The following is a 21,143-nucleotide window of genomic DNA, read 5'->3' as shown; positions in this document are numbered from 1 at the left end:
AAAAAGGCTTAGCACTTAAACTAAAGTGCCAAGCCTTTTTTATGCTTTACTATCAAGAATCAATGTCACAGGACCATCATTAATGAGTTCAACATCCATCATCGCACCGAAGATGCCGGTTTCTACACGGATGCCTTTTTCCCGCAGCAAGCTGTTAAAAAAATCATAAAGCTGAACAGCTTGGTCTGGTCGAGCGGCATCCATGAAGTTTGGCCTCCTGCCCTTGCGGCAATCCCCATAAAGGGTAAATTGCGAAACTGACAGAATTTCACCGCCAACATCAAATAATGACAGGTTCATCTTTTCATTCTCATCTTCAAAAATACGGAGGTTAGCAATTTTATCGGCTAAATAGACAGCATCCTCTTCCTTGTCAGCATGGGTAACACCAACAAGTAAAACGAACCCCTTTGATATTTGACCGGTTACTTCCCCGCCAACGGTCACGCTGGCAGCCTTACTTCGTTGAACAACTACACGCATTTTTTGAAACTCCTTAATTCATCATTCGACGTACAGAATAGATATCCGGGATCTGTTTAATCCGTTCAACCACCTTTTGCAAGTGGGCTACATTGTGAATGGCTATCGACATGTTAATCGTTGCCATTTTATTTCGATCTGTTTTACCGGAAACGGCAGAAATATTTGTTTTCGTTTCATTTACCGCTTGAAGCACTTCATTCAGAACCCCACGACGGTCATATCCACTAATTTCAATATCGACATTATATTCTTTCCGGTCATTTAAAGAAGATTCCCATTCAACTGGGATCAACCTTTGCTGCGCATCATTCGAGTCGATGTTCGTACAGTCCGAACGATGAACAGATACCCCGCGGCCCTTAGTAATAAAACCAACAATCTCATCACCCGGAACTGGATTGCAGCATCTTGATAACCGAATCAGTAAATTATCAATACCGGAAACTCGAACACCAGATTCACGTCTTTTTGTAGATGGAAAGGTTTTGAGATCCGTTATAGCATTCGAAATATTCGAGCTTTGTTCTTGATCTCTCTTTTTACGCCATTTTTCGGTTAAACGGTTAGCAACCTGCAAGGCCGTAACACCATTATAACCAACCGCTGCATACATATCTTCCTCACTAGAAAAATTAAACTTTTCGGCAACCTTTTTCAAATTCTCTGAAGTCAATATTTCTTTAATATCGAACTCCATACTACGAATTTCTTTTTCAACCATCTCTTTGCCCTTATCGACATTTTCATCACGGCGCTGCTTCTTAAAGAAGGCCCTGATTTTGTTTTTCGCTTGCGATGTTTGCGCTAGCTTCAACCAGTCCTGACTTGGACCGTATGAATGTTTCGATGTAAGGATTTCAATGATATCACCAGTTTTAAGCCGATAGTCTAGCGTCACCATTTTGCCATTCACTTTTGCACCTATCGTCTTATTGCCAATTTCAGAATGGATTCGATAGGCAAAATCAATAGGAACAGAACCAGACGGCAATTCAATGACATCACCTTTTGGGGTAAATATAAACACCATATCGGAAAATAAGTCGATCTTTAATGACTCCATAAATTCTTCCGCATTGGCGGTATCATTTTGGAACTCAAGAATTTCCCTGAACCAGGTCAATTTTTGTTCGAAAGAAGTACTTTCATTCAGTGCTTCTTTGCCTTCTTTATATGCCCAGTGTGCAGCAACCCCGAATTCAGCGATTCGATGCATCTCATAGGTTCTAATTTGCACCTCTAGCGGGTCCCCTTTAGGACCGATGACGGTTGTATGCAAGGATTGATACATATTAGGCTTCGGCATCGCGATATAATCCTTGAAACGGCCCGGCATAGGCTTCCAGCAAGTGTGAATAATTCCTAGGACTGCATAGCAATCCTTAATGCTGTTTACGACAATTCGTACGGCTAATAAATCATATATTTCACTAAACTGCTTGTTTTGCAAAGCCATTTTTCGGTAAATGCTATAAATATGCTTTGGACGTCCGGAAAGTTCCGCTTTAATGGACACTTCACCCATTCGGTGCTTTACTTCCTCAATGACATCCACTAAATATTGCTCACGTTCCGCACGTTTCTTTTTCATTAAGTTAACAATCCGGTAATATTGCTGCGGATTTAAATATCTTAAAGCAGTATCTTCCAATTCCCATTTAATCTTAGAAATACCAAGACGATGTGCCAAAGGGGCGAAAATTTCAAGTGTTTCATTTGAAATCCGACGCTGCTTTTCTACAGGAAGATGTTTAAGTGTCCGCATATTATGCAATCGGTCGGCAAGCTTAATAAGAATGACCCGGATATCCTGAGCCATTGCCACAAACATTTTCCGGTGGTTTTCTGCTTGCTGTTCTTCGTGAGATTTATATTTAATTTTCCCTAATTTTGTTACGCCGTCGACAAGCATCGCCACTTCGTCATTAAAAGAGGACTCGATATCTTTTAAGGATACACTCGTATCTTCAACGACGTCATGAAGAAAACCTGCTGCAACCGTGGCAGGATCCATCTCCAAATCAGCCAGGATTCCGGCCACCTGGATTGGATGAATAATGTACGGTTCGCCCGATTTTCGATATTGTTCACGATGAGCATTTTTTGCAAATTCGTATGCTTTTTCCACTAATTCTACATGCTCATCATTTAAATAATTCCGAGTTTTGTCGATGACTTGGTCGGCTGTTAACACTTGATCATTCGCCATGAAATCACCTTTATTTTCGTCTCATTTTATTTATATAAATGTCATTCATCAAAAATTTGTCCTTAATAGGAGGGATTGTTACTATTATCGAAAAAAATAGCCAAGATGTAAAGAGATTGAGATGTTTTTTATTATATAAAGAGAGCACTCGGCTCTCGAGTGCCCTCTTAAATGGTTTAATAATGCATTAATGTTAAAACATCATAACCATCGAGCTTTTTTCTACCCTCTAAATAACTTAACTCAACTAAGAATGCAATCCCGGCAACAACGCCGCCAAGCTGCTCCACTAATTGAATCGTCGCATCAATGGTTCCCCCGGTAGCTAACAGATCATCCGTAATTAGGACACGTTGTCCTGGTTGAATAGCATCCTTATGGATGGTTAATATATCTTTCCCATATTCAAGTCCATAACCAACCTTAATGGTTTCCCTTGGAAGCTTCCCTTCTTTACGAACGGGAGCAAAACCTATACCTAAGGCATAGGAGACAGGACAGCCGATAATGAATCCACGGGCTTCTGGTCCAACGATAAGATCAATCTGTCTCTCTTTCGCGTAAGCTACGATTTGGTCTGTAGCATATTTATATGCTTCACCATTATTCATTAATGGGGTAATATCCTTAAATTTAATTCCTTCTTTTGGCCAGTCTGGCACGATTGTAATATAATCCTTTAAATCCATTCTGAAATTGCCTCCTCAGTTTCAACCGACTCTTGAATTACTAGATCGAACCAGCTCTTTAATTCCTGAAAGGATGAAAACAATAATTCCCTTTCAAGTTCGTATTGTGCTTGTTTTATTTGATAGGTTCGAGAGTCCGTTAAGTCACGCTTTTGCGCTCCGGTTTTCAAAGTTATAAAGCCATTGTTTATTGTAACAAAATCCAGGTCAGAAAACACCTTAGACATAAAATTTATCGTTTCTTGCGACCAACCGCGCTGCTTCGCCAGTTCGTCTCCATGACGTTTTAGATCCATCGGCCCTTTTTTTAACAGAAAAGCATAAAACCATTTGAAATGGTCACGGGTCGGAATGGTACTAAAGAAATCACTGGATTCTTTATAAAAATATGCATAAATTCTTGCAGGCTGTGTCCCGCTTAACAAAACCTCGAGGATTTCTTTAGATGATGGAAAGTCAACCAGAACAATATTTGCCTTGTTCCCTTTGAAAGCCTTTGCCGCTTCGATATCTTTTATTAAAATAGTATCAGCCATCAGATTCGGGTTTATTTTTTCAAGATATTCTTGATTAAAAATGATAAATTTCCTGTTTTCAACTGGTACAGCATTTGAAAGGTTGTTGATCCGCTTCTGTCCGCGATAGTCAAATAATTGCCAAGACTCTACTGCAATATCGTGGATAAAAATTTGCGGTTTACGTATATTGTTCCATTCGTTAACAGATAATTCTCCAATTAACGAAATTTTTGATGCTGGTGAGATATGATCCACTAAGTGTCCTAAACCAAAGCCTACCCCATCAAGGTTTGCACCCTTCTCATTCACTAATACCTTTAAATGGTTTTGCTCACTGCCAATTTTTCTAATACTCGTAATATCCACATGGTTTATTAAAACTTTTGGCTTAGGGTTATCTACACCAAAAGGAGCAAGAAGACTCATTTCATCTAATGATGAAAGATTTACATTTTGCAGTTGAATTTCCTCATCGAGATACGTTACGGGAATTAAATCCTTAGCAGTAAGTTGTTGTTCTGCCAGTGCATTTAACCTTGAGCGGAGTTCCGTAACATTCTCTAAGTTTAAGGTCATCCCAGCTGCCATTGGGTGACCGCCAAAGTGTGGCAAAATATCACGGCAGGTTGATAAATTCTTAAATAAATCAAATCCGGCAATACTTCGGGCCGAACCCTTTGCCACTCCCTTTTCTGGGTCAAAATTCAAGACGATTGTGGGCCGGTAATACTTTTCAACCAGCCTTGAGGCAACAATTCCAATAACCCCGGCGTTCCAGCCTTCCTTGCCGATGACTAAAACTTTGTTAGAATCGATTGGGAAATTCTTTTCAACCTCTTCCATCGCCTCAGCCGTAATCGTATTAACAATCGACTGTCTTGACTTATTGAGGGCATCCATTTCCGCTGCAAGGCTTTCAGCTTCGAGTGGATCATCCGTTAAGATAAGCTGAACGGCTAAGTCAGCGTCTTCTAACCGACCGACGGCATTAATCCTTGGCGCAAGGGTAAAGCCTATCGTTTCTTCATTTATCGACAGGGGGTCAACCCCTGCCAGTTTTAAAATGGCTTTAAGCCCGATATTCTTTGTTGTTTTTAGCCTTTCAAGTCCTTTTTTGGCAATCAGGCGATTTTCATCTGTTAGAGAGACTAAATCAGCAATGGTCCCAATCACAGCAATTTCCAACAAATGCTCTGGAACCTCTCCGTAGAGGGCCTGGGCAAGTTTAAAAGCTACACCCACACCTGCTAATTCACGAAACGGGTAAATACTGTCAGGAAGCTTGGGATGAATGATCGCAAGCGCTTCTGGCAAGATTGGACCTGGTTCATGGTGATCAGTAATGATTAGATCTATTCCAAGCTCTTTGGCAATGGTTGCTTCATGGACAGCTGATATTCCAGTATCCACAGTAATAATTAAATTTATTCCATTATCCGCTGCTTTCCGAAATGCAGCTTCATTCGGACCATATCCTTCGGTAAAACGATTAGGGATGTAAAATTGAACATTGGCACCAAGATCACGAAGCGTCATCATTAATACGGAAGTGCTGCTCACTCCATCAGCATCGTAATCGCCGAAAATGAGAATCGGCTCTTGGTTTTCGATGGCTTCACGAATTCTCGTAACTGCAATATCCATTCCTTTTAAAAGAAAGGGATCGTGGAATTCTTCTTTTCCAAATAAAAAATACCGTGCAGACTCAACGGTACTAATGCCACGGTTAACTAGCAGTGAAGCTACAAGAGGTGTAATTTTTAATTCAGTTTCAAGCATTTTGATAAGTTGCTCATCGGATTTACGAACAATCCATCTTGTTTTCGAACTTAACATGTGTATGTTCACCCCTCAGACCTTCTTATTATACAGGAGTGTGAATCAGCTTTCAATCAAAAGAAAAGCGGAGGCGCCCGGTTAGCGAAGTCCACTAGTCGCTGGGCGCCGGAGCTAGACAAAAGAAAAACCGCAGGATTTCTGCGGTTTTCAACTTAACTTATACTTGTGGTTGATCAGAGTATTTCCTTTTCTCTTTTACCGTTTTAATAACGCCTTTCTTCTTTAGCTCCTTACATTTCAAGACATACCATAAAGAACCTGCTATAAAGACGGAGGAATAAACACCGACAATTAATCCAACGAATAAGGCAATGGAGAAATTCCGAATCGACGGGCTTCCAAAAATCATTAAGCAAACGACCGTAATAAGGACGGTTAAAACGGTGTTAAATGACCGAGTTAATGTTTGACGAATACTTATATTTACCACATCAGCAATATCCTGAACTGTTTTAAGCCGCTTTTTCTTTTGCATATTCTCACGAACTCTATCGAAGGTAACAATCGTATCATGGTTGGAGTAACCAATAATCGTCAAAATCGCCGCGATAAAGTTTAAATCTACCTCGAGTCTTGTAATACTGAAAATAGCAATCATGAAAAAGGCATCATGAAGGATTGCAGCAATCGCTGCGATTGCCATATAGGCTTCAAATCGAATCGAAACGTAGAGAATAATACCAATTGATGCAAACAAGACAGCAAAAAAGGCATTTTTCGCTAACTCTTTTCCAATCGTCGGAGAAACTGTGCTAACATTCGGCTCATAGCCAAATTGCTTTTTAAAATCTGCTTTTAAAGTAGAGATTTCATTTTTTGACAGTACCCCAATCATTCGAACTGCCCCAATTTGCTTTTTCTCACCGGAAATGACGACATCATCCGGAGTTAAATGAAGTTTGGTAAAAGCATTTTCAACCTGGGTAGTGGTTAAAGGTGTATTGGATTGAACCTCTACACGAGTTCCACTAGAAAAATCAATTCCTAAATTCATACGGAAAATAGCAATAATGATAACACCTGCAACAAGAAGAACTCCCGATAGGATAAATATTTTATTCCTTAGTTTCACAAAATCAATTTTATCAAATCGAGTTGGTAGATCCATTGTATCTACATTATCGTTAATGGAATTAATTTGGGACTTGCGGACAGCAAACCAGCCCGGTTTTTTATTAAGTAAACCACTGTGGACCCATAACCCAAGTAATAGCCTTGCACCATAAACATTCGTGAGAAAGCTCATAAGAACACTCACGATTAACATCGTTGCAAACCCTTTAACAGAGCTAGTCCCATAGAAGAATAACACGCATGCTGTTAAGATTGTCGTTAAGTTTGCATCAAGTATGGCAGTAAAAGCATGCTGTTCACCAGCCTGGAACGCTGATTTAATGGTTCTGCCAACCTTTAGTTCTTCTCTAATCCGTTCATAAGTAATGATATTGGCGTCAACTGCCATACCGATTCCGAGAATAATTGCGGCAATTCCCGGCAAGGTTAGAACCCCATTCATCCAATCGAAAATTAGTAAGACCAGATAAATATAAATGGATAACGTAACGGTAGCAATAAGACCTGGGAAACGATAATAGAAAATCATAAACAAATAAATAAGGATAACACCAATAATTCCTGCGAAAACCGTATCATGTAACGCTTGTTCCCCGAACTTAGCTCCCACCGAGGTAGAATACACTTCTTTTAACTTAACCGGTAATGAACCAGCATTAAGGAGCGATGACAAGGTTTGAGCTTCCTTAGCAGTGAAACTTCCAACAATCGAAACTGTATTTTGATTAAATATTTGTTTTACAGTTGGAGCTGATAAAAATTTAGGGTTTGCTTTTGTTACTTCCTCTTTAAAAGAGTCTTTTCCTTCTTCAAAATCAAGCCAAATAACAAGAACATTATTTGGTGCCATATTCATAATTTGTTCGGACACCTTACGGAATTTATCCGCACTCTTTAATGTTAAAGAGACACTTGGTGCTCCATTTTCATCAAAAGTTTGTTTAGCACCGCCCTGTTTTAAGTCAGAACCATCCATCATCAATTTGTCGTTAGCATCTCGGAAAGTTAGATTTGCCTGTGTAGAAAGAATCTCGCGAGCTTTATTCTGGTCAGTAACCCCGGCAAGCTGAACACGAACTCGGTTCTTTCCTTCAATTTGAATACTCGGCTCACTTACACCAAGGACATTTATACGCTTATCAAGTGCCTCAGCTGTGCTTGCCAGTACCTCTTTGTCAATTTTTTGACCTTTCTTAGCTTCTTTAACATCGTACAAGACCTCAAATCCACCTTGCAGATCTAGACCGAGCTTCATATTGTTCAAGATGTTCTTTGTTGTTGCTCCCATTGTACTTCCGATAATTAGGACGACAAGAAAGAAAGCAACGATTCTACTGCGCTTTACCATTATGTATTGCTCCTCCTTAGTGCATGTGCCTTAGCACTGTAACGTATAATCCTTATTTAAAAATAACAAAAAAGTCACTTCCTTCATTATGAAAGAAGTTGGAATGACTGTCAATTTACAATAATATGAATAAAAATGGCTTTTTTTATTTTAACAGCTCTTTCAACTCATTTTCATCATTGAATGAGAATTCAGTCGATTTATATTCCTCTATCGTTGCAAAACTAATATAATCACTTGCCTTTACAGACAGTATTTCTTGGATAATTTCGTACAGTTTCATTTCTCCCTTTACCTTTTTCCACTTTTTCTTTATTAAAAAATCCCAAAGCTCCTTCTCCGTTACTAAATCAATCCCTAGCAACTGAAACTCCGCAAGTTTACTTTCTAATGCTGGTTGAACCTGGGTGCGGAAATGCTCGAATCTATGACTATTATCCATAATGACTGCCTCCTTGGGACTCTCCCAATTTAATTGATCCTTGCAAAAAGCTTTTACTACTTGTCATGCTTTGTCCACCCTTAGGCATATAGTTAATTGTATATGAATTCTTCTTATTTGAGAAGGTGGGAACCTAAATGTCGAAGTTTTTAAAGGGGACTTTTATCCTTTTAATCGCAGGCCTTGTAACAAGGGTCCTTGGTTTTATTAATCGGATTGTAATAGCAAGAAGTATTGGGGAAGAAGGCGTTGGTTTATACATGATGGCGTTTCCTACATTCATCCTTGTCGTGACGCTTACCCAATTAGGGCTGCCTGTTGCTATTTCAAAAAATGTGGCTGAGGCGGAAGCTAAAGGAAATTTTGCTGAAATTAAAAAAATTCTTGTCGTATCCCTAGCGACAACTATTTCTTTATCCATTATTTTCACCCCGGCATTAATCTTACTTGCACCTATTTTATCCAAGACATTGTTTACTGACCCAAGAACCTTTTATCCATTAATTGCCATAGCTCCTGTTGTTCCTGTGATTGCAATTTCTTCGGTGCTAAGAGGCTATTTTCAAGGCAGACAAAACATGAGGCCGTCAGCTATCTCACAAATTTTAGAACAATTTGTGAGAATCACCTTGATAGCGGTGATGACCAAAGCGTTCCTTCCTTATGGAATTGAATATGCAGCTGCTGCGGCAATGGTTTCCTCGGTAATCGGAGAACTTGTTTCACTCGTCTACTTAATGACGGCTTTTAAATTAAAAAAACGTTTTCGACTGAGGAAAAATTTCTTTCAATTTGTTCACAGCGGGAAACAAACCTTCAAAGATTTGATGGATATTGCTTTACCAACAATGGGGAGCAGAATGATCGGCTCGGTGGCCTGGTTCTTTGAACCAATTGTGGTCGTTCATAGCTTAGCGCTTGCGGGTGTCATCACTGTTGAAGCCACTAAACAATATGGTGCCTTAACTGGATTTGCGATGCCACTGTTGATGTTACCGTCTTTCATCACTTTTTCTTTAGCTACATCACTTGTTCCAGCGATTAGCGAAGCCAATACGCAAAACAACAAACCATTAATTGAACACCGATTACAGCAAGCATTGCGCTTTGCCTTCATTTCAGGTGGACTAGCCGTTGTCATTTTATATGTGTTAGCTGACCCATTGATGGAGCTCATGTATGGCTCTGCGAAGGGCTCTTATTTTATTAGACTGATGGCCCCCTTCTTCTTATTCTATTACTATCAAGGACCGTTACAAGCTGTTCTTCAAGCATTAAATCTGGCCCGAGCAGCAATGATTAATAGTCTGATTGGGGCTATCGTAAAAACAGCTGTGATTTTTTTGCTGGCCTCACAACCGCAATTTGGAATAAACGGGGTGGCCTTAGGAATTTTGGTGGGCTTTGTTTTGGTCACCATTCTTCATTTTGCTACAGTATTAAAAACGATTTCTTTCTCATTTTACATTCGTGACTATTTGAAAGGATTCCTGGTCATGGGTGGGACAGGTTGGTTAGGCTATTGGTTATTTGCACACATCTTCCTTAATCAACCGTTAACGATTAGGGTATTATTTTCCTTAGCAGCCATGTCCACTTCCTATCTCGTAATGGTTATATTGTTAGGACTTATTAAAAAAGATGAGCTTAAACGGATCCCATGGCTTCGGAACTTGATAGCATAAAGAAAAGCGTAAGCGCCCTGTTCAGCGGCGTATGGCCTGGAGCGCTCCAACTGAGATAAAGGAAACACGAAGAGCCAGAGGCGATTCGATGTTGACTTATCGTAGGGCGGAGAGCGAAGGACACTAGCCGCTAGGGCGCTGGAGCTGGACAATTTTCAAAGTCTAAAAATGATAATTTCTTATCTTTGAACAAATAAGACACGCAATCTTAGCGTGTCTTTTGTTCATTCATCTTGTAAGTCAATAAAGAATTTCCCGTTTTCATAACTGCAAAATGAGATTTTTTTTACATCGCGATAGCCTTTTTTTTTCAACTCTTGCCGAAGCCAGAGATTCGTTTTGTTAATTCTTTTCAAATTATCCTCTTCAATATTACCATCGAGTATCAAAGGGATGGTAATATCCCCCTGTTGTGGTTCCTCATTACTATCTTTTAATTTTTCGATAACAGACAAACTCCCAGAGGATTCTAAGATCGCAAACTCCACGTCTGCAATACTGCGAATGTTCTTTTCACGGAGCTGGGTCATGAGATCATCAAAGTTGTAACGTTGCTTCCGCATGGCGTTCTCATCTATTTTCCCCCTGTTAATGATAATACTTGGCTGCCCATCAACTAGATTACGAAATTTTTTGCTTTTCAATGAAATAATGGCTAGTGTTATTTGAACAAGCATCAGTAAAACCATTGGAACAACAGCCTGGAACAAGGGTGTATGTACTCTTTCAATCGCTACAACAGCCATCTCACCAATCATAATAAATACAACTAAATCTAGGATACTTAATTCACCAATTTCCCTTTTCCCCATTAATCGAAAAATGATTAGAATAACTGCATATAAAAATAGCGTTCGAAACACAATCATTAAATAATCTTCCACAACCGTCGCCCCTTTTTTTACGTTCAACGATATTGTTTGCATTATGCGGAGAAAAATTAGCGGTATAAAATACCAACCCCCTTTTCTATTGGAAAAATTCAAGAAAATTCATTCTACTTTTCACCTTTTACGAATACGCTTGTACTAGGAATGAAACTTGTATCTAGGGTCTGGCAGGACTTAGTTTTAAGATTATTTGCCAGCCTAAAGGCAACTGAAGGGGGAGAGTTAAAATCGAATCAAAAAGCTTTGGCACTTCAATTATTTACGGATTAATTTTTATTCTTGTTTTTGCCGTGATATGCAGCCTAATTTTTGCGTTTATTCTCAAGTTTACGTCTGCTCGTGAAGTATCACTACAATACGTCATCACGGCCTTATCATTCATCGGTCTATTCGGAGGCGGTTTTTTATCTGGTGGGAAAAGAAAAGAAAAGGGCTGGCTGATTGGCGGATTAACGGGACTCATCTACTCGTTAGTTGTCTTTTTATTCCAATACTTAGGATATGATCGCCTGTTTGACGCTGAACAAGTAATTTATCATACTTGCTACACATTAATTGCGATGATGGGAGGAATTTTAGGGGTAAACATTTCTACCAACAATTCAAGGAGATCGGCTTAATATAGAAAAGCAGAAGCGCCCATAGGTGCTGGAGATAGACATTTAATAGCAAAAGGAAGCCATCCAGGACGGCTTCCTTTTTCGTTTGCCATTATTTTGTTAGATTGACGCTGCCTTCACTTGCATCCGCAGTGACTTCACGAATGGCATTACGGTCAAATGTTAGACGGCTGCCGTCTCCACATTTAATTACAGCTTTATTGTCATCAATTGAATCTATAAAACCATGTAATCCACCAATCGTAACGATTTTATCACCCTTTTTTAAATCAGATTGCATTTTCTGAACCGCTTTTTGACGCTTTTGCTGCGGGCGAATTAATAGGAAATAAAATAACACAAACATTAATATTAATGGAATGATTGTACCAATTCCTCCAGACATATTGTTTCCCTCCTTTCAATGTAACATCTATTAGAAATTTTTCGCATTCGGCTTGTTAAAACCATACTGCTCAAAAAATTCTTCTCTAAAATCACCAAGCCGGTCTTCTAAGATGGCTTGTCTGACTTTCTCCATTAATCTTAACAGAAAATAGAGATTATGGTAAGACGTTAAACGAATTCCAAATGTTTCGTCACATTTTATTAAGTGACGAATGTAGGCACGGCTGTAATTTCGGCAAGTATAGCAATCACAATTTTCATCCAATGGACCAAAATCTCTCGTGAATTGTGCATTTTTTACAACAAGACGCCCATTGCTGGTCATCAACGTCCCATTTCTAGCTATACGTGTCGGCAGCACGCAGTCGAACATATCAATTCCACGAATCGAGCCATCAATTAATGAATCCGGTGACCCGACACCCATTAAATACCTCGGTTTATTTGAAGGTAAAAGCGGGGTTGTGAATTCGAGCACACGATTCATCACGTCCTTAGGTTCGCCTACAGATAACCCCCCTACTGCGTAACCAGGGAAATCAAGGGACGTTAGGTCTCTCGCACTCTGCTTACGGAGCTCTTCATATTCTCCGCCCTGGACGATCCCAAATAAACCTTGGTCATTTGGGCGGCCGTGAGCAGTTAAACAACGCTCTGCCCATCTTGAGGTTCTCTCGACGGACTTCTGCATATATTCATAGGTGGCAGGAAATGGCGGGCACTCATCAAAGGCCATCATAATATCGGAACCGAGGGCATTTTGAATTTCCATCGCCTTTTCTGGTGATAAAAATAATTTCTCCCCACTCATATGATTACGGAAATGAACGCCTTCTTCTTCAATTTTACGGAATTCACTTAAACTAAAAACTTGAAATCCACCCGAATCTGTAAGGATGGCTCGGTCCCAGTTCATAAATTTATGTAATCCGCCGGCTTCCTTAATAATTTCGTGCCCAGGACGAAGCCAAAGGTGATACGTGTTACTGAGGATAATCCCCGCTCCCATTTCCTTTAAATCTTCGGGGGACATGGTTTTCACCGTTGCCAGCGTTCCCACTGGCATAAATGCCGGGGTATCAAACGAGCCGTGCGGGGTATGGACTCTGCCAAGCCGTGCCCCCGTTTGTTTACATGTCTTAATTAATTCATAACGAATTGCAGTCAATATTTTTTCTCCTTCCTTGGGTAAAACCTAGATGATCAACATCGCATCGCCAAAGCTAAAAAAACGATACCGCTCAGAAACGGCTGTTTGATAGGCATGTAGCACATGCTCTCTGCCTGCTAACGCACTGACGAGCATAATCAAAGTAGATTTTGGCAAATGAAAGTTTGTTATCATGCCATCAATCGCTTTAAATTCATAGCCTGGATAAATAAATATATTGGTCCAGCCGCTGCCCTCGATAAAACGTCCGTCATTGGCAGAGGCAATCGTTTCAAGGGTTCGTGTAGAGGTCGTCCCAACTGTAATAATTCTGCCACCTTTGTTCCTTACCTCGTTGAGCAAACGTGCTGTCCCTTCTGTAACAATATAAAATTCGGAATGCATATCGTGTTCCAAGACATCATCCACACTTACAGGACGGAAGGTTCCCAGCCCTACATGAAGGGTGATAAAGGCAATGTGAACACCTTTTTCTTTAATCGCCTTCAGTAAGCTGTCTGTAAAATGAAGACCTGCTGTCGGTGCTGCGGCTGAACCAGGCTCACGGGCATACACGGTCTGGTACCTATCCCGGTCTTCAAGCTGCTCTTTGATATATGGCGGCAGCGGCATTTCACCTAATCGGTCAAGAACTTCATAAAAAATGCCTTCATATTTAAAATCTAATATTCTCCCGCCATGGTCCGAGGTCCCCGTACAAACTGCTGTAAGAAGACCCTCACCGAAATCAATTTCGGTTCCTTCTTTGACTCTTTTTGCAGGCTTGATCAGTGTCTCCCATTGATCCCCTTCCAACTGCTTCAAGAGTAAGACTTCAATTTTGGCACCTGTATCTCTTTTGACACCAAAAAGACGTGCAGGAAGCACCTTTGTATCATTTAAGACAAGGCAATCTCCTTCACGCAAGTATTCTATCACATGGTTAAAAACTTCGTGCTTTATCTCGCCCGAATCCTTATCTAGGACCATTAATCTGCTGTCGGTCCGGTTTTGAAGCGGAACCTGTGCAATTAATTCCTCAGGCAAATGAAAATCAAACAAATCTACCTTCATAGTATGACACCCTTTTTTTATAAAAAATCAATTGGTCGGAAACTCCATACCAAAATGCTGATAAACCAACGGGGTTACCACTCTGCCCCGTGGAGTTCTTTGCAAAAAGCCAATTTGTAATAAATATGGTTCATATACATCTTCAATCGTTTCGGATTCTTCGCCGATCGAGGCGGCAATTGTATCGAGGCCGACTGGTCCGCCGCGGAATCTTTCGATAATTCCCTTCAATAGTTTATGGTCGATATGATCTAAACCAAGCCTATCTACTTGAAGGAGTTCGAGCGCTTCACGTGCCAGGGCAAGCTCAATCGTTCCATCCCCTCTTACTTGGGCAAAATCCCTCACCCGGCGGAGGAGACGGTTGGCAATTCTCGGGGTGCCCCTTGACCTTCTGGCTATTTCTGAAGCTGAAAGATCATCGATTTCCGTCCCGAATACTTCCGCTGTTCGAAGCACAATATTTTTTAATTGATTCTCCTTATAATACTCGAGTCGACTCAAAACTCCAAACCTGTCTCTAAGTGGAGCGGATAGGGAGCCTGCCCTTGTTGTAGCTCCGACTAGCGTAAACGGCGGGAGGTCGAGCCGAACCGACCGTGCACTTGGACCTTTACCAATGACAATATCAAGGCAGAAATCCTCCATCGCTGGGTATAGCACTTCTTCAATGGTCCTTTGCAAGCGGTGAATTTCATCAATAAATAAAACGTCGCCAGGCTCGAGAGCAGTAAGAATCGCCGCTAAATCACCAGGCCTCTCAATTGCCGGTCCTGAAGTGGTGCGGATATTGACGCCCATTTCATTGGCGATAATCACCGCAAGTGTCGTTTTCCCCAATCCGGGCGGACCATATAGGAGCACATGGTCTAATGTTTCCTTGCGCATTCTGGCTGCCTTAATATAAATATCAAGATTTTCCTTTACTTGATCCTGTCCGATGTATTGGCTTAAGGTTTGCGGCCTAAGGCTTTGTTCTATGCTGATCTCGCTCTCATTCACTTCACTAGAAATAATTCGGTCATCCATGAATCATCACCTATTTTAAAAGCCGCTGCAGGGCCTTCTTAATGTATTGGTCTGTAGACATTTGTTCTTTTCTTAGTTCAGGTGAAATCTTTTTGATTTCTTTCTCGGAGTAACCTAATGCTTTTAGTGCCAGCATTGCTTCTTCCAGGTTTGAGTTACCTGTTTGTGTATGTAAGTGAAGCTGGTCGCTATTAAATAAATTCGGAAAATAGTCCGGGACGATATCCTGCAATTTTCCTTTTAGGTCAAGGATCATTTGCCGCGCCGTTTTTTTACCCACTCCTGGAAATTTGACGAGGAAGCTTTCATCTTCATTTTCAACGGCGCTAACTACTTGTTGGACTTCACCGGAAGCGAGGATGGCTAGCGCACCTTTCGGACCAATTCCTGATACATTTAGTAATTTTGTAAAAAGTTTTTTCTCTTCTCTTGTTTCAAAGCCATACAGGGCGATTACATCCTCACGCACGTAGTGGTAGGTGTATACTGTTACCATTGTTTCCATTTTACTTGCATAAATAAACGGATTAGGTGTAGATATCTGGTAGCCAATCCCGTTGTTCTCAACAACTATATATTCCGGCCCGACAAATTCGACGGTCCCTTTAATAAATTCGTACACTTAAATTCTCTCCCCCAGTTTTACACTGTATTTCATTCTACCATACAATTTTAGGTTAGTTATAGAAAATAGAACGGTAGATGAAACATCAAACTATTCGGAATTCAGGGATTCGCTGATTGGATGATGGAATTTGCTGATTGAACTGCTGAATTCGTCAATAGAACCTCGAAATCCGCAGATAGGAGTTGAAATAACAACAAGAAATTTGGATTCGCTCATTGAGCTGAGGAATTCGCTCATTAAATCGCAAAATCCGCTCATTGGACTGCAAAATTCGCTCATTGAACACTGAAATTCGCTCATTGACTCGTAAAATCCGCTCATTGAACCCCATTTTCCAACGACAACCAATTAAAATTCACAAATTACGACACCAACAACAAGAATTTAATAAAAAAACCAGGCTGAAATGGCGGCATCAGTCTGATTTGTTGATGATTCTATTCTTTTTTTAAAGAATACGGCTTAAATGTCTCTAAAACTTCAACATAGCGATCCTTTGTTTTGATTGGAATGCCTTGAATTAATTCTTCTTGCTTAGAACTCTCCAACTTCTTAATATCTATTTGGAAAAAAGATTGAATAATTCTTAATTGATCAGGTCTTCCATTAAAAATAGTCAAAACACCATCTTCTGTTACCCCAAAAAAGCCATTTGCTTTAAGTAATGGTGATATATCATTGACCTGCTTGCGGAAAACCATTGTCGAGTCATCCATATCCGTCAGCTGCCATTGGTCATATTTAGCCCAGAAATTTTCCATTGACCAGCAGGTCTCGTGGACGACCTCTTGACTTATTTCCCCATCTAAATAGACCCTTTCCAAAATAACCGTCATGTATAACGGTTCGGTCTTTTCCTGTGGATAAGGGCTATCTATTTGTGAAGCGGCGACGATCATGGTGATTCCCTCGGCATTAATAATAAACATGAAGAGAAGAACAGCGAATCCGGCAAGACTATACCGATACCAAGCCATCCAATTAAACCTCATGCTACTCACCTCTTATTGTTAAAAATTAAACAATCTATGCAGTACTAGTTTAGCCTAATATTGCCTTTTTATCCTCCAATCAATTTTAAAAGGACAAAGCCCGTAAGCTTTGCCCTCTTACTAAGAAGGAATTACCTTCCTCCCTTTTCTTGCTGGATGTCATTGTATTTATTGCGATCCCGGCCAATGGCCCCTTCATCGGTTATGACCGTTACTGTTCGTCCGTTTGCATAAGGCGTCACGGCTCTTTTAATTGCCCTTTTTGTAGCAGATGCTTTGTCTTGATCAATTAATACCACAGAAACAATGACAGTATTTCCGTACGCAACGGATCTAACGGTCTGAACATTCGCTATTGCAGCTACTTTGTTCTTGACCTTTTTTGCAAAATTATCCTGGAAATCAGGGTCCGTTACCACACCGTTATTTCCATTTTTCACATTCAGATGACCGTGATAGTTCATGTCGCTTGTACTAAAACGATTATCATGTTGGAAAAAATTACGGTCCTTTGAAGCTAAAGGTGTTGTTGGATTTTTCGGATTTCCGTTTTCGTCTCTTGATTGAAGCTGTCTTCTTTTATTTTCGTTTGTAACTTGATCTTCATCCCCAAGAGAATGATCCATCATATCCGTAATTGCTCCATCATTATCTCTCATTAAATTGTTATCCGAGGTTGGGTGGTTTTCATTGGAATAATATCCAACAGGGCTTAATGAATTGTTATTATTTTTTTCATTAACACCTGCACGATTATTATCACCCGTACATCCAGCCAGCGCGAACATCAATGTGGCTGAAAGAGGAATCATCCACTGTTTCTTATTCAAGCGAAAAACCCCCTTTATTAACATCCTAAGCATGCTTACCACACATGCTCATTAATAGGGTGTTATTTTTGGGGGGATTTCATTCAGACGGATAATTCCAGCCCTTCTTAGTCCACTAACTTCTTAAGGTGATCAATAAATTTTTTCCTGGCATAAAACTGACGAATTGATAAGTCCATTAACTGTTTATATTTTGTATGATCTGTGTATGATTTTTCGCGGATCGTTCGATTCCATTCCCTGAAAATATCAGCGGGATAGGCCAAAGCAAATAAAAATGCTTTCTCATGTAAATATTTATTCATTTGTTTAAGGCTTACCAGGCTTTCAAATGACCAGTCGATGTATGGCAAAATCCGGTTCGCATATTGTAAATAATCAAATGATGCGGGCCCAATACTAATTAAATCAAAATCAATGAGATTTAACTGTCCCCCTGTATCTCTTAAAAAGTTATGATGGGCTACGTCCCCATGTAGTATAACTGTTGCTTCTTTTTGAAAAAAAATACGGCTTTTTTCCATCCCCTCCAATGACCATTTTGCCCAGGACAATATCTCCGAGAGGAAGGATTCATTGATAAAATACCCAATATAGGGCAGGTTATTTGAAAAAACATTGAACCGTTCTGTCCATTTTTCAATTAGCTGTCCTTTTGGAAGTAATGTCCGATAACGTGATTCGAACGTTGCCGTGGTTTGGTGAAATTGTTCTAGTAAGTCAATTCCTTCTTGACGATTTTTATAAGTATGAAAAGTGAATACGTTTCTATTTGGCGGGATGTACTCCATACATCCGAAATAAGTTCCCTCAAAAAAAAGCTGTTCTCTCACTGGGGTTGTTAAAAATAGATACGTCTTTTTAAAACCTTCTTTTTTCAGAGTGGCTGTAAAGGCTTCTTGGAGTCTTAGTCTGCTGTTGGTATGATACCCTTTTATGACGTAATTATTTTTGTCTGTTCGTAAAAAAATAACGGATGACCGAATTGGAACCATTTGAATGATTCTTTCAGAGAACTGGGATTGAAAATAAGAGAGGAGACGATCAAAATAATCATCGTCTCCCTTTTTATTATTTATGGTATTAAAGACTCTCATCTTGGTAACCCGGCATACCGTAAGGACTTGTTCCAACCGGCCCCATACCATAAGGATTCATATACGGAGGATGTGCTGCGTTAACAGGTCCTGTATATGGTGCGCTATAGATTGGCGGCGTAGGCGGTACAAAATTTTGCGGTATGGCTGCTTGCTGCGGCATGGCTGCTGGACCAGGCATGCCTACCGGTGCAGCTCCACAGCCGCAATCACCTCCGCTTCCTACTGGTAAACCCTGCGAAGGATTGGATGGCTGCATGAATGGACCAGGTCCTGCCATTTCAGGTGCTCCATAGCCTACAGGTGCCCCCATTGGCCCACTCATCTGTGGATATCCGTATGGCATTTGGCCATATGGTGCTCCCATTCCATATGGATTTACCATACCAGGATTTCCGAACGGGTTTCCTTGCATGACTGGAGGTGTAGCAAAGTTAATACCTGGTGATGACTCGAATCCTGCAGGGCTTTCCATTGGGTAACCTGTCGGCATTTGACCATATCCTCCTGGTACTTGCTGACCGTAACCTTGTGGCATTTGTCCGTAGCCTGCTGGTACTTGCTGATCATAATCTTGTGGCATTTGTCCGTATCCCGCAGGTGCTTGCTGACCAAAACCTGCTGGCATTTGTCCATATCCTACTGGCGGTTGCTGACTATAGTCTACAGGCATTTGTCCGTATCCTGCTGGTGCTTGCTGACCAAAACCTGCTGGCATTTGTCCATATCCTGCCATCGGTTGCTGACCAAAGCCTGCTGGCATTTGTCCATATCCCGCTGGTGCTTGCTGGCCATAGTCGACTGGCATTTGACCGTATCCTGCTGGTGCTTGCTGACCATAGTCGACTGGCATTTGACCGTATCCTGCCGGCGGTTGCTGGCCATAACCTTGTGGCATTTGTCCAAAAGCTGCCGGATCCATGTATGGGGTACCCATTGGCTGCTGTGGTGATTGCGCACCCATTACAGCACCCTGATTATAGGCTGGGTTCATAACTGGAAGCTGCGGCATAAAGGATGACGATTCATCATCGAACTGCGGCGCTGCAAACGATGTGCCTGCAACTGATGGAGCACCACTAGGATATCCAGCAAACCCACTAGGCATTACTGGAGTTTGAGCCATTGGCATCGTCATTCCGCCATCTTGCATTGGCTGGTAAGGCATTGGCATACCACCGTCCTGCATTTGCGGAAAGCCCATTGGCATATCACCACCTTGCATTTGCGGATATGGCATAAATGGGTTCATTTGCATTGGGAAACCTCCTCCAAATGGCGGACAGAATCCCGGTCCAGGCATAATCGGTGTAACTGGAACGCAATAATCTTGCGGTGGTGCCACTTCTACAGGTGCTTCCATTACTGGTGGCGGTGCTGGAACAAAATTCTCTTTTATCGGAACTTCTTTCATTGGCATTTCTTTGATTGGTACCTCTTTGATTGGCATTTCTTTGATCGGTATTTCTTTGATTGGCATTTCCTTGATAGGCATTTCCTTGATCGGTATTTCTTTGATTGGCATTTCCTTGATAGGCATTTCTTTTTTCGGAACTTCTTTTATCTCTGGAAGTACATTGGCTTTAGGGGGCTGCTGTACAGTCATATTTTGCATGTTCATTGTATAATAATTGTTAATATCTATTTCCGGGACAATTTGTAGAGGCATTTTTGGAGTATAAGGTGCTATAGGTACTTCTTTAATCGGCACTTCCTTTATCGGTGCCGCCTTAATCGGAACTTCTTTAATCGGTGCTTCTTTTACGGGTTTCTCTTTGACCAACGGTTGCTCAGCAAGCGGCTGTTCTTTCTTAACTCCTAAGTTGATTTTAGTACCGGATATAGTTCCCATCGGTGCTTCTTTCTTTATCGTTCCACCTGAAGTAGGGACCTTTATTTTCATACCGGGCATAATCATATCAGGGTTGCTGAGCTGTGAATTCATCTTTTTCAGCTCTTCAAAATTCACGCCGTACTTCTTGGCAATCTTCCAAAGAGTATCCCCTTTCTGTACGATATGGATCTTCACTCTGATTTCCCCTCCTATGCATAAGTCCATATAGTCTATGTGAAAATGGGCAAAGTGCTATCCTTCTTCACAAAAACTTATGCTTTTTTTCAAAAGAATATGAATCTCCCCTAAAATATAAAAAGAT

At 40.8% G+C, this 21,143-nt stretch carries 17 protein-coding genes and 2 pseudogenes; 3 read left to right on the top strand and 16 right to left on the bottom strand.

Annotated features, from left to right (window positions below; translation table 11 throughout):
- Positions 1–39 precede the first annotated feature (39 nt).
- The 6 genes from dtd to RCG22_RS21980 form a co-directional block, all read right to left on the bottom strand.
- Complete coding sequence (dtd, locus tag RCG22_RS22005; RefSeq protein WP_308104717.1) at positions 40–483, bottom strand: D-aminoacyl-tRNA deacylase; 444 nt, start codon at positions 481–483, stop codon at positions 40–42.
- A gap of 13 nt (positions 484–496) precedes the next feature.
- Entirely contained in the window at positions 497–2,695 is a 2,199-nt protein-coding gene (locus RCG22_RS22000; protein WP_308104716.1) for a RelA/SpoT family protein, read from the bottom strand.
- Positions 2,696–2,871: 176 nt separating this feature from the next.
- Positions 2,872–3,384: an adenine phosphoribosyltransferase gene (locus RCG22_RS21995; RefSeq protein WP_308104715.1), complete on the bottom strand. Its 513-nt coding sequence runs from the start codon at positions 3,382–3,384 to the stop codon at positions 2,872–2,874.
- Positions 3,375–5,738 carry a single-stranded-DNA-specific exonuclease RecJ gene (recJ, locus tag RCG22_RS21990; RefSeq protein ID WP_308104714.1) on the bottom strand — a complete coding sequence of 788 codons (2,364 nt, stop codon included), beginning with the start codon at positions 5,736–5,738 and terminating at the stop codon, positions 3,375–3,377. The genes RCG22_RS21995 and recJ overlap by 10 nt, the downstream gene beginning before the upstream one ends.
- Before the next feature lie 160 nt (positions 5,739–5,898).
- Complete coding sequence (secDF, locus tag RCG22_RS21985) at positions 5,899–8,163, bottom strand: protein translocase subunit SecDF (RefSeq protein WP_308104713.1); 2,265 nt, start codon at positions 8,161–8,163, stop codon at positions 5,899–5,901.
- 145 nt (positions 8,164–8,308) lie between these two features.
- Complete coding sequence (locus RCG22_RS21980; RefSeq protein WP_308104712.1) at positions 8,309–8,605, bottom strand: post-transcriptional regulator; 297 nt, start codon at positions 8,603–8,605, stop codon at positions 8,309–8,311.
- Between the two features lie 137 nt (positions 8,606–8,742).
- On the opposite strand from RCG22_RS21980, the gene spoVB reads away from it, so the two are divergent.
- Entirely contained in the window at positions 8,743–10,290 is a 1,548-nt protein-coding gene (gene spoVB / locus RCG22_RS21975; protein WP_308104711.1) for a stage V sporulation protein B, read from the top strand.
- A 224-nt stretch (positions 10,291–10,514) separates the two neighbouring features.
- On the opposite strand, the gene RCG22_RS21970 is transcribed toward spoVB, so the two are convergent.
- Entirely contained in the window at positions 10,515–11,174 is a 660-nt protein-coding gene (locus RCG22_RS21970) for a DUF421 domain-containing protein (protein WP_308107224.1), read from the bottom strand.
- Positions 11,175–11,437: 263 nt separating this feature from the next.
- Between RCG22_RS21970 and RCG22_RS21965 the strand changes: the two genes are divergently transcribed.
- On the top strand, positions 11,438–11,800 hold the full coding sequence (locus RCG22_RS21965) for a TIGR04086 family membrane protein (protein WP_308107223.1): 363 nt from the start codon (positions 11,438–11,440) through the stop codon (positions 11,798–11,800).
- Between the two features lie 91 nt (positions 11,801–11,891).
- Here the strand turns inward: RCG22_RS21965 and yajC are convergent, their stop codons facing one another.
- The 8 genes from yajC to RCG22_RS21925 form a co-directional block, all read right to left on the bottom strand.
- Positions 11,892–12,185: a preprotein translocase subunit YajC gene (gene yajC / locus RCG22_RS21960; RefSeq protein WP_098259646.1), complete on the bottom strand. Its 294-nt coding sequence runs from the start codon at positions 12,183–12,185 to the stop codon at positions 11,892–11,894.
- Positions 12,186–12,215: 30 nt separating this feature from the next.
- The gene (gene tgt / locus RCG22_RS21955; RefSeq protein ID WP_098259647.1) at positions 12,216–13,355 is read right to left on the bottom strand and encodes a tRNA guanosine(34) transglycosylase Tgt; all 1,140 of its coding nucleotides are present in this window, start codon (positions 13,353–13,355) and stop codon (positions 12,216–12,218) included.
- A gap of 27 nt (positions 13,356–13,382) precedes the next feature.
- Positions 13,383–14,411, bottom strand: coding sequence for a tRNA preQ1(34) S-adenosylmethionine ribosyltransferase-isomerase QueA (queA, locus tag RCG22_RS21950; RefSeq protein ID WP_308104710.1), 1,029 nt, complete (start codon positions 14,409–14,411; stop codon positions 13,383–13,385).
- A gap of 27 nt (positions 14,412–14,438) precedes the next feature.
- A complete protein-coding gene (gene ruvB / locus RCG22_RS21945) occupies positions 14,439–15,440 on the bottom strand; it encodes a Holliday junction branch migration DNA helicase RuvB (RefSeq protein WP_308104709.1) in 1,002 nt (333 codons plus the stop codon).
- 10 nt (positions 15,441–15,450) lie between these two features.
- Entirely contained in the window at positions 15,451–16,062 is a 612-nt protein-coding gene (gene ruvA, locus RCG22_RS21940; RefSeq protein WP_098259650.1) for a Holliday junction branch migration protein RuvA, read from the bottom strand.
- 443 nt (positions 16,063–16,505) lie between these two features.
- A complete protein-coding gene (locus tag RCG22_RS21935; RefSeq protein ID WP_308104708.1) occupies positions 16,506–17,060 on the bottom strand; it encodes an intercompartmental signaling factor BofC in 555 nt (184 codons plus the stop codon).
- A gap of 131 nt (positions 17,061–17,191) precedes the next feature.
- A complete protein-coding gene (locus RCG22_RS21930) occupies positions 17,192–17,890 on the bottom strand; it encodes a YhcN/YlaJ family sporulation lipoprotein (protein WP_308104706.1) in 699 nt (232 codons plus the stop codon).
- 107 nt (positions 17,891–17,997) lie between these two features.
- Positions 17,998–18,987 (bottom strand): phosphotransferase, encoded by a 990-nt coding sequence (locus RCG22_RS21925; RefSeq protein WP_308104704.1) that lies wholly within the window; start codon positions 18,985–18,987, stop codon positions 17,998–18,000.
- A 1,688-nt stretch (positions 18,988–20,675) separates the two neighbouring features.
- Between RCG22_RS21925 and RCG22_RS25465 the strand changes: the two are divergent.
- Positions 20,676–20,729 (top strand): annotated as a pseudogene (locus RCG22_RS25465) (hypothetical protein); the annotation flags it as partial.
- Between the two features lie 152 nt (positions 20,730–20,881).
- On the opposite strand, the pseudogene safA reads toward RCG22_RS25465, so the two are convergent.
- Positions 20,882–21,046: pseudogene (safA, locus tag RCG22_RS25460) on the bottom strand (SafA/ExsA family spore coat assembly protein); the annotation flags it as partial.
- Positions 21,047–21,143: the final 97 nt, after the last annotated feature.

This window comes from Neobacillus nitrireducens (assembly GCF_030915405.1).
In the GTDB taxonomy this organism is placed as follows: Bacteria; Bacillota; Bacilli; order Bacillales; family Cytobacillaceae; genus Neobacillus.
Note: the sequence above shows the minus strand (reverse complement) of the source record. Positions and strands in the feature narration are given on the sequence as shown.